The organism is Candidatus Paracaedibacteraceae bacterium, assembly GCA_019636055.1.
Taxonomy (GTDB): domain Bacteria; phylum Pseudomonadota; class Alphaproteobacteria; order Paracaedibacterales; family Paracaedibacteraceae; genus Paracaedibacter.
This window is the reverse complement of the sequence record JAHBYH010000001.1, coordinates 210,795-224,156: the sequence shown is the minus strand read 5'-3', so window position 1 is coordinate 224,156 and position 13,362 is coordinate 210,795. Positions and strand designations below refer to the sequence as shown.

Genomic DNA, 13,362 nt, shown 5'->3' with positions numbered 1-13,362 from the left:
TTGATGTTAAAAAATTAGATAAGAATCAATTTCTTACTTATATTTTCATACCTTGTCTAAAGGTTGTTTTTTTTGAAATCTAATTCCAATTTTATAGGATTGGTGGTAATGAAATGTCTTAAAAAAATTTTCGCATTAATAGGGCATCGGATAATAGTCCATCAGAATTTTTATAGTAGTTTTTTCGGGTTCCATAAAGTTGAAAATCAAGGGTTTTGTATAGATTTATAGCGGGGGTATTGGATACATCAACCTCAAGAAAAAGCGTTTTTACACCGCAATGACGCAGATAGATGAATGATTCATTGAGTAAGATCCTTGCTAGACCTTGGCGTCGATAATCGGGATGGGTTGCCAATGTTAATATCTCAGCATCATCATCTGTAACGGAGTATAGGATAAAGCAACTTAGGTTATCATTGGCAAAACAAAAAACAGTCGGAAGAGCCAAAAGTGAATTGAATGAGTGTTCCGACCAAGCAGGATCAACACTGAGGCTATGTATTTCATGTAATAATTTAGAGTAGTGTGCTGATAACTGAATCATAGATCTGCTTTTTTCTTAGCAAATTCGGGGGTTCGAATGTAAAATGGCTCTAAATTTGGAAAGGCGTTTTTATCTGGACACCGTTCGTAAAATTGAATGAGAAGTTCTGCCATAGGGGGTGTTACAACGACTGTGTCGAGTTGATCAATCGATTGTGTTGATGCGATTGGATTTTTGCCGATCAGGTCTTTTAAGTCTTCAAGGCTTAGGATTTGGTTTTCCCCTTGATGACGGACAAAAAAATCGCCGCGCAGTGAATCTATAACTGATGTATAACCTGTTAGGTTATGTAAAACCTCTAAAGTTGTTGGGGCAAAGATCGTGATTGGTTTTGCTAATTTTAGACCTTGGGCTGTCGCAAGGCCAATACGTATTCCTGTGAATGAACCGGGGCCTGTTAGGGTGCATAAAGTTGTTACGTCAGTAAAATTTAGATCGTGGTCTTGAAGTAGTTTTTGAAGTTCAGGGACAAGAATCGCTGATTGCAATCCGCTCCCTCCTTGAGGAAGAAGTCTGACATCAACAGTATTGCTATATTTTAACGCAATTGAATCTTGACGCCCGGTTGTATCAAAGCTAAGGATTATGGTATCTTTGGTCATCTTGAATAGGAGGAGTAAAAAATGTCGCTCGTTGAAATCACTGAAGTTACTCATAATATAATCCTAGATATGCGTTATGCAACAGAGAATAATTTTACGAGGCAAACAATTTATGATTGTTCGCGGTGTTTTTTGCGGCCGGAAGCATTAACGTTGCTTGAAAAAGCAATTGTTTTGGCTGATGCGCAGGGATATCGCTTTAAGGTTTTAGATGCGCATCGTCCTCAGTATGCGCAGGAACGGTTGTGGGATGTTTGTCCGAACCCTGATTATATTGCTAACCCTGCGAGTGGTTCGCACCATACGCGGGGGGTTGCTGTGGACTTGACTTTGATAGATAAAGACGGTCAAGAGTTAGATATGGGGACACCTTTTGATAGTTTTGATCTATCTTCCCATCATGGAAGCCAGCAGATCTCTCCGGAAGCATCCCGAAATCGTTATATGTTGTTGGGAATTATGATGAGTGCTGGCTGGGATTTTTATGTGAATGAGTGGTGGCATTATCAACTGTTTAAGCCACGGGAGTTTGACCTAATTAAGAGTCGGTAAGTTTTTGTTAACTCATTTATGCTTATTCTGAATGTACAATATTATTGCATGGGGGGATAAGATGAGTGGGTATTTAGACAGTACAAACGATAAGGGTAATAGCCGTCAATACGCAGAATGTGATCGTCATTCCTTTCAGCGGATAGCCATGCGCGACAAAATCGTGGGGATGTGGGCAGCTAGTCTTTTTGGGTATAAGGGTGATGATGCGGTGCGTTATGCGACCGAGGTTGTTTTTTCAGATCTAGAGGAACCTGGTGACAATGATATCATTCGCAAACTCATGATTGACTTTGACTACCACGGCATCCCTGTTACACGCCAAGAGATTGAAACGCAATTATTGAATGCCGAGGCAGCTGTTGATAAGAAATCGAGTTAGATTATTTTAATCTATATGTTGTTTCTTACTGCTGATGAAATAATTAACATTTAGGTCTTTTGACAGGCTCCACGACCAACTCAAGGGATTAAACGCCATGCCGGAGATGTCTGTTAACTGAAGGTCTGCATTGCGCATGTGGCTGCCCAACTCCCCAGGGGTTAGGAATTTCTTCCACTCATGGGTTCCGATGGGTAACCATCTCATAATATATTCAGCACCAAGAATTGCGACCGCATAAGATTTTGCTGTGCGGTTCAATGTTGAGAAAATCACAAGGCCGCCGGGTTTTGCTAAGCTTTGGCACGTTTTAATAAACCCAGGAACATCTGCTACATGTTCGACAATCTCGAGGGCTAGGACAACATCATACTGAACGCCGGTTTCGGCCAAAACTTCGGCCGTGGTACAGCGATAATCAATATCAAGTTCCATTAACTTTGCGTGAGAGGTTGCAACATCTATTGTTTTTTCACTGCCATCGATTCCTGTAACTTGTGCGCCAAGGCGGGTTAGCGGTTCAGCCATTAATCCGCCGCCACAACCAATGTCAACGATGGATAGTCCTTGAAAGTTATGGGAAATATCCGTATTTTGAAAGTAGCACTGAGCAATTTGCTGCGTAACGTATTGCAAACGGGTCGGATTCATGTGATGAAGGGGCTTGAATGGGCCAGTTTCATCCCACCATGTGGACGAAATTTTTGAAAAGCGCGCAATTTCTTCAGTGTCGAGTGTGTTAATTGTTGCGGATGACATTTAAATCCCCACGGGTCTTGTTGTCTGTTGTAAGAGTATGGCACACTATACAACAAGTTTAAAGAGAGACGACATCGTGCGTATAGTCATGAAATTTGGGGGGACATCAGTTGCAGACATTGCTCGGTTAGAGCAAGTCGCCCTTAAGGTGCGTCGACAGGTTGAGCTTGGTGACAATGTTATCGTTGTTGTTTCTGCTATGGCAGGGGTTACCAATCAGTTGGTTGGCTATGCTAAGTCTTTAGGTGGTTATGAATCTTTGGCTGAATATGATGCTGTTGTTGCAACGGGGGAGCAAATTACGACAGGGCTATTGGCTTTGGCGTTGCAACAAATAGGGTTGAAATCTCGATCTTGTATGGGGTGGCAGGTTCCTATTCGAACAAATAGCCAACATGGTACTGCAATTATCGAAGATATTGACTCTCAGATTTTTGAAGATTGTTGGGCTGAAGGTGTTGTTCCGGTTGTTGCAGGCTTTCAAGGAATTACAGACGATAATCGCATTACAACATTAGGACGCGGCGGTTCGGATACAACTGCTGTTGCCTTGGCCGCAGCTGTGGATGCTGACCGCTGTGATATTTACACGGATGTGGATGGGGTTTATACTGCAGACCCACGGGTTGTACCAATGGCGCGTAAATTAGATGCAATTTCTTATGAGGAAATGCTTGAATTAGCGGCACAAGGCGCGAAAGTCCTTCACCCACGCTCGGTTGCGACGGCATTGGTTTCAAGAACCCCTGTTCAGGTTTTATCCAGTTTTTCTGACCAACCGGGAACAATGGTAATCCCTCAGGAAGCTATAGCAGAAACTGGTATTAGTGGGATAGCCCATTCTATGGGGTGGTTAAAGATTTCTTTTTCTGTTCTTGATAAAGATTGTCAAGAATTGCGTACAACTCGCGAATTCCTTAAGGAAGCTGATATTCAACATGAAGTGATGGTAACATCATTGCCCTCGTGTCATGTGATTGAAATGTTGATTCCGGCAGGACAACTAACCCAGACGAGGTTGATCTTGGAAGAGCAGGGGATTCAACCGAATAAATTAACTGTTGATCCTGATCTTGCTAAGGTTTCTGTGGTTGGGCGAGGAATGTTAGAAGAAGGCGGATATAGCCAAACTCTTCCTGAAATGCTTAAGACGATGAAGCTATCGTCGTTCTTAGTGAAAATTACAGCTTCCAGAATTAGTGTTGCTGTGCCAGAATCACAAGCAATACAACTTGTGCACTATTTACACACTTATTTTAATTTGGATCGAATCGATGAAAACATTAAACAATCTGTGGCAGCGCGGCTGTGATTTTTTAGGAACTGAACACGCAATCCTTGGTGGTGCCATGAGCTGGGTGTCAGAACGTAATCTTGTTTCTGCTATTTCGAACGCTGGTGGATTTGGTGTGATTGCCTGTGGTGCGATGCCTGTCCATTTGTTAGATGCTGAAATTAAGGCAACACAAGCAATGACAAGTAAGCCATTTGGCGTGAATTTGATCACAATGCACCCTGATTTGATGGAGTTGATTGATGTTTGTATCAACAATCAAGTGAGTCATGTGGTTTTAGCGGGGGGACTTCCTCCTGCTGATGCTATTGCAAAAATCAAAGAGGCCGGTCTTAAGCTCATGTGTTTTGCTCCAACATTGACTCTGGCTAAAAAGCTTGTGCGTTTGGGATGTGATGCGATCGTCATTGAAGGTTCAGAAGCCGGTGGACATATTGGTCCTGTATCAACAAGCGTTTTAGCTCAAGAAATCTTGCCCCATATAACCGACGTTCCCGTTTTTGTTGCAGGCGGTATTGGCCGGGGTGAAGCCATCGCCAATTATCTTTTGATGGGGGCATCTGGTGTTCAGTTGGGAACGCGCTTTGTGTGTGCAACGGAGTGTCAAGCCCATCCTGCCTTTAAAAAAGCTTTTATACGTGCAAGTGCTCGCGATGCCGTAGCATCAGTCCAATTAGATTCGCGATTGCCTGTTATTCCTGTGCGGGCTTTGGAAAATGATGCTTCTAAAAAATTTGCGGAATTCCAGCGAGAAATGATTAATAAATTAGATGCTGGCGAAGTTGACTTGAAAGAAGCACAACTTCATGTTGAACATTTTTGGGGTGGAGCTTTGCGCCGTGCTGTTATCGATGGGGATATTGAAAGTGGCTCTGTTATGGCGGGGCAAAGCGTTGGACTTGTCAAAGATGAACAGCCGACACAAATTATTATGGATGATCTAATTAATCAAGCGTCAGAATTTCTGGCGCGTCAATAGGAGAGATAAATGAAGAAGGTTCTAGCTTCAGCTGCTGTTGTTGCCCTAATTGGCGGTGGCGGGTACTTTTATGCAACTCAAAAATTTGCTACAGAAGCAAGATATCTGAAAGATGCACTGGAACATGGCAGTATGTTCAAAGCAGACAGTGTTCAAATTAAACCTTATACATTTACTGTGGATGTTGCAGGGTTCACAATTGACCTTTCTGAGGTGCCGGATCTAATTAATAAAGCTACTGATGCTCAAATACCGACTCTGAAGATTAGAAATGAACATCCTTTTGAAATTCATTATTCACCATTAAATAAAAAGATGACAATCTTTAGTCGGGCTAAGGATAATCGGGTCGTTGTTGATTTCAAAGGACAAAAATCATCCTATATTTTGTCAAATTATAAGGGGGAAACCATTGTTGAGTTGTCGTCAACTCCGACGTTGAAAGATAAGAGTCTGGCGCAATTTATCAAAGAGTACGTCACGGGGGTAAAAACGTCAGGAAATAATGTTGATATGCGTGTAGAAGGTTCTAATAACGCTATGTTTTCTGCGGACTCTATAGAGTCAAGTGTCGAGGTTAAGCCATCTGAACTTGGGAAGAAGGTAACTCTGTTTAATGCTGTAAAGGGTGAGCAATCAGATATAGCAGCCATTTTTGATGCGTTTGCGGCATATTTACCGCAAGATGTGCCAGGAATGAAAGAAGCGTTCAGTCAAATTAAACCCTCTCCGTTACTCAAAGGTTTGAAACGAGATAAGACATCGACGATTTCTATTGAGACTGATTTTAATGCAATCATTGATTCAATTATAACGTCCTTGACCTTGTCTGATGAAGCAGCTAAACAAGCCGAATTTGCGTCACTTTTGGTCAAACTAAAGGGGGTTAAATTCTTTATTGATGGCCAAGACCAACTCTTGGGTGCTAAAATTAATACTTTAATTGATGCTGATGTTCCGACATCACTTCCAGAAGGTCGGGTAAAAGGTAAATTGGATATCAATGGAACGTCATCCAAAGAATTCCAAGATAAGTTACCTGATATTATTGTTGAATCATTACGTCAAAATATGCCTGTTACCCCTGATATGCAACAAGAATCAGAAAAATTGATCCAGAAGGTTAAGATCACTCTGACCAATCATGCACCTGATCTTGTCAGTATGGGGAATATTGGCGCTAAGTTAGATGTGGATGCAGAACCATCCCGTCTGGAAGGTAATGCGTTGCTTGACATTTATTGTGATTTGTATGGTGCCAAACTAACCGTTGATTCAAAAGATGGAAACATTAAAGCGGTTTTACGCGTGACAAATGCAGATCAATTGTTTGCGGATTTCGAAGCCTATACGGCTAAGTTGTTCAATGATCCGGAAATGGCCGATATGGTCAATCCGGACCTTAAGACGCAACTACCGCTCTATGCGTCATTGGCTAAGACAACACTGAGAAGTATGGCTAAGGAGTCTAAGGATTCAAAAGGCAATTCTGTTCTTGAAATTGAGCAAGTTGTTCCTATTAGTCTTCTTGCCGGTGCTGCTGCTGGCGGTGTTGCCGGTGGTGCTGCTGCGATTGCTGCCGGTCAGTAATAAAATACCTCTCCCCTCTTTAGGGGGGAGGGGGACATAAATATCTATTTGCTTGTCCCTTCTCCATAACAGAAATTTGAATGAATAATGAGCACCATCATGTCTAAAAAACCCGTCATCCTTCAACTTGTCCCTAAATTTAATAGCGGAGGCGTTGAGCGTGTTACCATAGACACAGCAGGTTTCCTAGCGCAATATGATGATGTGCCGACCTATGTTGCATCCCAAGGTGGGTTACTTCAAGCAGAGCTAGAAAATCGTGGGGTTAAGCATATCACTTTGCCCTTGGCGACTAAGAACCCATTTAAAATTATCCTTAACGGTTTTCGTTTAGCAAAAATCGTCAAAGAGTTGGGGGTTGACTTGTTGCATGCCCGATCGAGAGCCCCTGCATGGAGTGCATGGGTTGCATCGAAAATATCAAGCAAACCCTATATTACGACCTATCATGGTGCCTATCATGTAAACGTACCATTAAAAAACTGGTATAATTCATCGATGGCGCGTGGCAAATGTGTGGTTAGCATTTCCGATTTTGTCACGCGGTTGGTGCAAGAACGTCATGGTCATTTAAAGCCACAAATTCATAAGATTTATCCGGGGGTTGATGCCAATGGGTTATTGAACCCAGAGCGTTTTACAAAAGAGGATATTTCTGTACAACGTAAAGAATGGTGTATCCCCGATGATGCATTTGTGATGTTGATGGTGGGGCGTATTGCCAAAGCTAAGCGTTTTGATCTGGCTGTCCAAGCTTTAGGGCGCCTGAAGCATAATCCCAAACTTTACCTTGTTCTCGCAGGATCCGATCAAGGACGGACAGAGTTATCGCAATCTCTCTTAGATCTCGCCGAGGAGTTAGGCGTGTCTGAACGTGTTAGGTTGGTCAAGGATTTTAAAAATATTCCTTTGGCTTATGCTGTGTCTGATTTGGTTCTGTTTCCAACGTCTCATATTGAAACTTATGGTCGGATTACGGCTGAAGCAGGTGCGATGGCAAAAATCGTGATTGCGTGTGATATTGGTGCTGTGGCTGAATTGATTGATGAAGAAAAAACCGGATATGTTATCCCTGAAGCTGACCTTGATGCGTTGATTAATCGGATAGAAAAGGTCATCGATATGTCTACAGGTGAAAAGCAAGCTATGGAAAAAAGTGCTCGTCAGCATATTCTTAAGAACTTTACAGCTGAGAGAATGTATGATGAGACGTTAGCGCTGTACCGGCAGATGATATAGCTCACCTCTCCCACAAGGGGAGAGGCGAGAAATCACTTATCGGCTTTTACGTCCGCCTGTTGCAAATTTTTTACCACTGCCATTAGAAAACTTTCCTCGGCTGCTTGGCTTTTTGCTGCCACGGTTAGGTGTGTTTGCGCTCTTTACCTTGTCCGCACGTGGCTTGTCACGGAATTTTCTTTCAGCTGTTGGCACTGATCCAAAGTCTTCTGATTTTGGTGCAGATGGGCGACGGTTATCATTGTCACGGCGACGATTGTCTGTACCTCGGTCCCGACTATCAAAATCTTTGCGGCGACCATCATTGTTGCGATCACGGTTGTCATTACCGCGGTCACGACCGTCAAAATCTCTGCGACGCCCATCGGTATTGCGATCACGGTTGTCATTGTCACGACGGCGGTTGCGATTGCGACCACGGCCACCACCACGGTCTTCACGACCTTCTTTACCAAAATCAATGGCATGCTTATTGCGATCTTCCGGATGCATTAGGCGGCAAATTGCACGCCATTTGCTGGCTTCTGGTGCGGAAACAAAGCTGATGGCTGTTCCTTCTGCTCCGGCGCGCCCTGTGCGGCCAATACGGTGAATAAAGTCTTCTGGTGCTTGTGGTAGGTCAAAGTTCACAACATATTCAATGTGCGGAATGTCAAGACCACGTGCTGCAACGTCCGTTGCAACCAAAATACGATTCTTTCCTTTGCGGAAGGCGTGGATAACGTTGGAACGCTTACGTTGACGCAAATCACCATGAATGGCTTCGGCTGAGTGACCTTCGTCATTCAAGCGTTTTGCTAATTTCTCTGTATTCATTTTTGTTTTAACGAAAACGATAAAGCTACCTTGTTTTTCATTGAGGGCGTCAACCAATAATCCAAACTTATCACCTTCGGTTGTTTTAACCACTTCTTGAGTGATGTTGTCTGATGCTTTGATTGTTGATCCAACAGAAATGCGTTGAGGGTCAACCAGATAACGACCAGCTAGACGTTCAATGTTCGGCGCAATTGTTGCTGAAAACATCAAGGTTTGACGCTTTTCAGGCATATATTTTGCAATTTGTTCTAATTGAACAACGAATCCCATGTCAAGCATACGATCTGTTTCGTCAAGAACGAGGAATCCTGTTTTATCAAGGCTGAGTGTACCACGTTCCAAGTGGTCGTTAATACGACCGGGTGTTCCGATAATCAAGCGTGGGCGTTGTCTGAGTTGTTGTAATTGTTTGCCCATGGAATCACCGCCGATTAACAGGGCCATCCAAATACGGCTTTCTTTGCTCATAAATGTACGCATGCTGTCCATGACTTGCTGAGCAAGTTCGCGGGTCGGTGTCATAATCAAGGCTGTATTTTTTGGATTAGCCATCAAATAGGCTAATAAAGGCAAAGAAAAGGCTGCTGTTTTACCTGTTCCTGTTTGGGCTGAGCCCAAAACGTCATGCCCTTCAAGAGCCAAAGGAATCGTCTGAGCTTGAATTGGTGTTGGTGCTGTGAAGTTGAGGCGTTCAATAGCGGACAAGATCTCGGCTGGAAGGCCAAGAGATTGAAATGTAGTCATTTTTTCTCTTTTATATAATGTATACCAATTGTTAGAAGTCAGTAATACAATTATACCCAAGAGTGACGCAATGCGATCCAGTCCTGATGAATTCGTGTATATACTTTTTTCATATACTTGGTATGAGTTAGTATTTGATCCACTTTACAAGTGTAAAGTTATACCAATTCAAAACCAGACCAATATGTCATTCATGAAGAAGTATAGAATCATCCTACCATGTTATGGGGGACTCGAGACAAAATGTCAAGTCATTGTTTGTTAATTGTTGGTGTTACTTAACATGGTCGTTGCTAAGGCGGCTAATCCTTCACCGCGTCCGGTAAATCCTAATTTTTCTGTTGTTGTCGCTTTAACGCTGATGCGCGAGATATCTATTAAAAGGATTTCGCTAATTCGTTGGCGTATTGTATCGCGATGTGGTGATATTTTCGGGGATTCACCAATAACAGTGACGTCAATATTATTAATTTTAAATCCCATATCAAGGGCTAGTTTCTGCGCATGTTTTAAGAATAGGGTAGAATCTGCCCCTTTCCATTGCGGATCACTGGGGGGGAAATGTTGGCCAATATCTCCGAGGCACACAGCCCCCAAGATGGCATCTGTAATCGCATGGAGAACCACATCGGCGTCTGAGTGGCCAATTAAGGAAAAACTGCAAGGGATGAATATTCCACCTAGGGTAACGCCGTCACCCGATCCAATAGTATGCACATCAAAGCCATTGCCAATGCGAAAGTCCATTAATGCCCCCGTAAATCGCTAGAGAATGTTATTTTTACGTTTTCACCAGATCCTTGGACAACAGTCACAGGGATATTACATAACTCGAGCAGTGATGCCTCGTCTGTGAATGAGTAATCTGTAATTTGATCAAAACATCCCATGATGGTCTTATAATCAAAACCTTGAGGGGTTTGGGCGCGCCATAAACTTTCACGGGGGAGAGTCTGCAATACTTTGGAATGGGCGACAAGCTTAACAGTGTCGGTTACTTCAATGGCTGGGATGACACCTTGTCCTGATTCTAGACCATTAATGACGCGACGAACCAAGGGAATGTCGACAAAAGGGCGGGCTGCATCATGAACAAGAACAAAATCTGGGTTGATATCGCGTAAGCCTTTGAGGCCAGCAAGCGTCGATTCACCGCGTGTGGCGCCTCCTAAGGCTGGTTCATGCAGATTTAAATCAGATAGGGCCTTTTCGTAATACTCATAGTGGTCGGGATGAATGACGACAATAATGTCCTTGATCCCTATTTCTAGAAAAGTTTCGATGCTGTGACGAATCAGAGGCTTTGTGCCCAATTGCGAATATTGTTTTGGGATGCTTGACCCAAAACGTGAGCCTTTTCCTGCAGCGACAATGATAGCGGCTATTTTTTTATTGATTCCCGTGCGATCCATCCGCCCCCCAAAACTCTTGAATCCTCATAAAAAACACAAGCCTGACCTGCTGAAACTCCGTATTCTGGTTCTTGGAACTCGACTAGAGCCTCGGTAGAAGACAGACGTTTGATCGTTGCCGGAATACCAGGGTGTGTTGATCGTATTTTTACTATTAAACTAAGGGGGTTGTCAAATCGGGATTCATTTTCTAACCAGTTGACATCACGCACTAAAATCTGATGTTTAGCAAGAGCTTCTTTTGGGCCAACAATAACTTGTTTTTTGATTGGATCAATCTGAATAACATACAAGGGGTCGCTTGCGGAAACGCCAAGGCCTTTGCGTTGCCCAACCGTGTAATTGATGATCCCTTGGTGTTGTCCCAGAACTCGACCATCCATATGGACGATATCACCTGAATCAAGAGCGCCGGGCCGTAAGCGTTCTACTACTGAGGCATAGTTTCCGTTGGGGACAAAGCAGATATCTTGACTGTCAGGTTTATTCGCAACCTTGAGCCCAAAGCGATGCGCCAAGTCCCGTGTTTCTGTTTTGGGAATGCCACCCAGTGGAAACCGCAAATAATCAAGTTGATCTTGAGTTGTTGTAAATAGGAAATAGCTTTGATCTCGGCTTGGGTCAAGGGCGCGGTGAAGTTCACTGCGGTCCTGTCCGGGTAAACGTTGAACATAGTGTCCGGTAATTAAAGCTTGAGCTCCTAATTCACGAGATGTTGTTAGCAGATCCTTGAATTTGACTTTCTGGTTGCATCGAACGCAGGGAATAGGGGTCTCTCCATTCAAATAACTGTCTGCAAAATCATCCATGACACTTTGTTTGAAAATGCTTTCATAATCGAGAACATAATGAGGAAAGCCAAGTTTGTCTGCAACTGTCCGAGCATCGTAAATATCTTGGCCGGCACAACACGCACCTTTTTTGTCAATCATTTGACCATGATCATAAAGTTGTAAGGTAATGCCAATGACTTGGTAGCCAGCTTCGACCATAAGGGCTGCTGTCACAGATGAGTCAACGCCCCCGGACATTGCTACTGCAACCAAGGCGCCATCAGGAATTCCATCGAGTTTAAACTTATGAGTCATTGCTTTTTTCTGTGTTGTTTGTCTTATGAACAATATAGGGAATGTTGAGAATAAATGCTAATAAAAATACCCCGTTAAGTATTATACGGTCATTTTGTTTGATTTAATTTTTTCTTGTTAAATGTTTCTAGAAAATGATTATATTTTGCCTGTTGTTAATTTTTGAAATTAAGGGATAATAATTCTTTTATTGTAGATTAATTTTAAAGAGTTCATATGTCCTTAATGTTTGCAAATAAGGCGATATTGTGCTAAGATTGTTGCGTTATAATCAAAAATTTCATTGCCCACAAAAGGGTAAGTTTGGTGTTTTATGTCTTTCCATCATATTGCTATGGCAATCCTAGTCGCTGCGGTCTGGGGTTTTAATTTTATTGCCGTTAAGGCAGGCCTTAATGAGATGCCACCTTATTTATACGGAGCCGGCCGTTTTGCAATTGCCGCACTGCCGGCTTTGTTCATTGCTAAGCCAAAAACAAGTTGGACAATGATTATCGGAATCGGTCTGACGCTTGGAGTTTTTAAGTTTACCTTGATGTTTATGGGGATTCATTATGGGATGTCGGCTGGGCTAGCATCACTTGTTTTGCAAAGCCAAGCTTTTTTCACTCTGCTATTTTCATTTTTAATCTTTAAATCAAAGATTAAACCAAATCAACTGATAGGAATGACAATTGCTGCGGTTGGTATGATTCTAATTGCTGTGGATACGCAAGATCAGAGTTCAACGCTTGGGTTTATTTTAATTTTATCGGCAGCTGTGGCTTGGGGCATTGCAAATATTTTGTATCGAATGGTTGGAGATGTGGATATGTTTGCGATGACAGCGTGGTCATCAGTTATACCACCTATCCCAATGTTTTTGGTGAGTGTATATTCTGAAGGATGGGATGTCGTCATTGCAAGTATTCAGACGATGACAACAATAGGGTGGTTGTGTTTAGCCTATACAGCATGTGTTTCATCTTGGGTTGGGGCAACGCTTTGGGCTGTTCTAATAAAATCTTATCCGCCGCATAAAGTCGCGCCATTCTCATTACTTGTTCCTGTTTTCGGTATTACGTTTGCCTCCTTGATATTAGGGGAACAGTTTACCCAGATGAACATGATTGCGTCTGCTATGATTTTTGTGGGGCTGATTGTCAATCAATGGCGTGTTCAGACGGTTGTTGATTCAAAAATTCTTGACGAGCCGGAACTCAAAAAAGTAGCGTAAATCATCTTGGCTGATTCTCCTGTACTGTGGTAATGTGGGACAAGATGCGGTCGTAGCTCAGCAGGATAGAGCGACGGATTCCTAATCCGTAGGTCGTGGGTTCGAATCCCGCCGATCGCACCATACATATTGGAACTTT

General features: G+C 42.9%; 14 protein-coding genes and 1 tRNA gene. 8 read left to right on the top strand and 7 right to left on the bottom strand.

Annotation, left to right across the window (positions count from 1 at the left end):
• Positions 1–118: 118 nt before the first annotated feature.
• Entirely contained in the window at positions 119–547 is a 429-nt protein-coding gene (locus tag KF820_00995; GenBank protein MBX3456925.1) for a GNAT family N-acetyltransferase, read from the bottom strand.
• On the bottom strand, positions 544–1,203 hold the full coding sequence (tsaB, locus tag KF820_00990; protein ID MBX3456924.1) for a tRNA (adenosine(37)-N6)-threonylcarbamoyltransferase complex dimerization subunit type 1 TsaB: 660 nt from the start codon (positions 1,201–1,203) through the stop codon (positions 544–546). The genes KF820_00995 and tsaB overlap by 4 nt, the downstream gene beginning before the upstream one ends.
• Between tsaB and ddpX the strand changes: the two genes are divergently transcribed.
• Positions 1,171–1,701 (top strand): D-alanyl-D-alanine dipeptidase, encoded by a 531-nt coding sequence (ddpX, locus tag KF820_00985; protein ID MBX3456923.1) that lies wholly within the window; start codon positions 1,171–1,173, stop codon positions 1,699–1,701. The genes tsaB and ddpX overlap by 33 nt on opposite strands.
• A gap of 61 nt (positions 1,702–1,762) precedes the next feature.
• Positions 1,763–2,083, top strand: coding sequence for a DUF1476 domain-containing protein (locus KF820_00980; GenBank protein MBX3456922.1), 321 nt, complete (start codon positions 1,763–1,765; stop codon positions 2,081–2,083).
• A gap of 6 nt (positions 2,084–2,089) precedes the next feature.
• Here KF820_00980 and ubiG read toward each other — a convergent pair whose 3' ends face one another.
• A complete protein-coding gene (ubiG, locus tag KF820_00975) occupies positions 2,090–2,842 on the bottom strand; it encodes a bifunctional 2-polyprenyl-6-hydroxyphenol methylase/3-demethylubiquinol 3-O-methyltransferase UbiG (protein ID MBX3456921.1) in 753 nt (250 codons plus the stop codon).
• Between the two features lie 76 nt (positions 2,843–2,918).
• Here ubiG and KF820_00970 point away from each other — a divergent pair, with 76 nt between their 5' ends.
• The 4 genes from KF820_00970 to KF820_00955 all read left to right on the top strand — a co-directional run bounded on the left by KF820_00970 (position 2,919) and on the right by KF820_00955 (position 7,944).
• Complete coding sequence (locus tag KF820_00970; GenBank protein MBX3456920.1) at positions 2,919–4,154, top strand: aspartate kinase; 1,236 nt, start codon at positions 2,919–2,921, stop codon at positions 4,152–4,154.
• On the top strand, positions 4,117–5,115 hold the full coding sequence (locus KF820_00965) for a nitronate monooxygenase (protein ID MBX3456919.1): 999 nt from the start codon (positions 4,117–4,119) through the stop codon (positions 5,113–5,115). Before KF820_00970 ends, KF820_00965 begins: the two co-directional genes overlap by 38 nt.
• 9 nt (positions 5,116–5,124) lie before the next feature.
• Complete coding sequence (locus KF820_00960) at positions 5,125–6,705, top strand: hypothetical protein (protein ID MBX3456918.1); 1,581 nt, start codon at positions 5,125–5,127, stop codon at positions 6,703–6,705.
• 99 nt (positions 6,706–6,804) lie between these two features.
• Positions 6,805–7,944 (top strand): glycosyltransferase family 4 protein, encoded by a 1,140-nt coding sequence (locus KF820_00955; GenBank protein ID MBX3456917.1) that lies wholly within the window; start codon positions 6,805–6,807, stop codon positions 7,942–7,944.
• A 36-nt stretch (positions 7,945–7,980) separates the two neighbouring features.
• On the opposite strand, the gene KF820_00950 is transcribed toward KF820_00955, so the two are convergent.
• From KF820_00950 to mnmA, 4 genes are all read right to left on the bottom strand, one after another.
• Positions 7,981–9,507, bottom strand: a complete 1,527-nt coding sequence (locus tag KF820_00950) for a DEAD/DEAH box helicase (GenBank protein MBX3456916.1) — start codon at positions 9,505–9,507, stop codon at positions 7,981–7,983.
• Positions 9,508–9,768: 261 nt separating this feature from the next.
• On the bottom strand, positions 9,769–10,254 hold the full coding sequence (gene ispF, locus KF820_00945; protein MBX3456915.1) for a 2-C-methyl-D-erythritol 2,4-cyclodiphosphate synthase: 486 nt from the start codon (positions 10,252–10,254) through the stop codon (positions 9,769–9,771).
• Positions 10,254–10,919, bottom strand: coding sequence for a 2-C-methyl-D-erythritol 4-phosphate cytidylyltransferase (gene ispD / locus KF820_00940; protein ID MBX3456914.1), 666 nt, complete (start codon positions 10,917–10,919; stop codon positions 10,254–10,256). The genes ispF and ispD overlap by 1 nt, the downstream gene beginning before the upstream one ends.
• Positions 10,889–12,007 (bottom strand): tRNA 2-thiouridine(34) synthase MnmA, encoded by a 1,119-nt coding sequence (gene mnmA / locus KF820_00935; GenBank protein ID MBX3456913.1) that lies wholly within the window; start codon positions 12,005–12,007, stop codon positions 10,889–10,891. Before mnmA ends, ispD begins: the two co-directional genes overlap by 31 nt.
• 313 nt (positions 12,008–12,320) lie before the next feature.
• Between mnmA and KF820_00930 the strand changes: the two genes are divergently transcribed.
• A complete protein-coding gene (locus KF820_00930) occupies positions 12,321–13,223 on the top strand; it encodes an EamA family transporter (GenBank protein ID MBX3456912.1) in 903 nt (300 codons plus the stop codon).
• A 46-nt stretch (positions 13,224–13,269) separates the two neighbouring features.
• Positions 13,270–13,346: transfer RNA gene (locus tag KF820_00925), tRNA-Arg, on the top strand.
• Positions 13,347–13,362 lie beyond the last annotated feature (16 nt).

Bases quoted from the DNA above. Each gene is read 5' to 3' on its own strand.
- ddpX (MBX3456923.1), top strand. From the start codon at position 1,171: ATGTCGCTCGTTGAAATCACTGAAGTTACTCATAATATAATCCTAGAT.
- mnmA (MBX3456913.1), bottom strand. From the start codon at position 12,007: ATGACTCATAAGTTTAAACTCGATGGAATTCCTGATGGCGCCTTGGTT.
- ispD (MBX3456914.1), bottom strand. From the start codon at position 10,919: ATGGATCGCACGGGAATCAATAAAAAAATAGCCGCTATCATTGTCGCT.
- tsaB (MBX3456924.1), bottom strand. From the start codon at position 1,203: ATGAGTAACTTCAGTGATTTCAACGAGCGACATTTTTTACTCCTCCTA.
- KF820_00960 (MBX3456918.1), top strand. From the start codon at position 5,125: ATGAAGAAGGTTCTAGCTTCAGCTGCTGTTGTTGCCCTAATTGGCGGT.
- KF820_00955 (MBX3456917.1), top strand. From the start codon at position 6,805: ATGTCTAAAAAACCCGTCATCCTTCAACTTGTCCCTAAATTTAATAGC.
- ispF (MBX3456915.1), bottom strand. From the start codon at position 10,254: ATGGACTTTCGCATTGGCAATGGCTTTGATGTGCATACTATTGGATCG.
- KF820_00980 (MBX3456922.1), top strand. From the start codon at position 1,763: ATGAGTGGGTATTTAGACAGTACAAACGATAAGGGTAATAGCCGTCAA.
- KF820_00965 (MBX3456919.1), top strand. From the start codon at position 4,117: ATGAAAACATTAAACAATCTGTGGCAGCGCGGCTGTGATTTTTTAGGA.
- ubiG (MBX3456921.1), bottom strand. From the start codon at position 2,842: ATGTCATCCGCAACAATTAACACACTCGACACTGAAGAAATTGCGCGC.
- KF820_00995 (MBX3456925.1), bottom strand. From the start codon at position 547: ATGATTCAGTTATCAGCACACTACTCTAAATTATTACATGAAATACAT.
- KF820_00950 (MBX3456916.1), bottom strand. From the start codon at position 9,507: ATGACTACATTTCAATCTCTTGGCCTTCCAGCCGAGATCTTGTCCGCT.
- KF820_00930 (MBX3456912.1), top strand. From the start codon at position 12,321: ATGTCTTTCCATCATATTGCTATGGCAATCCTAGTCGCTGCGGTCTGG.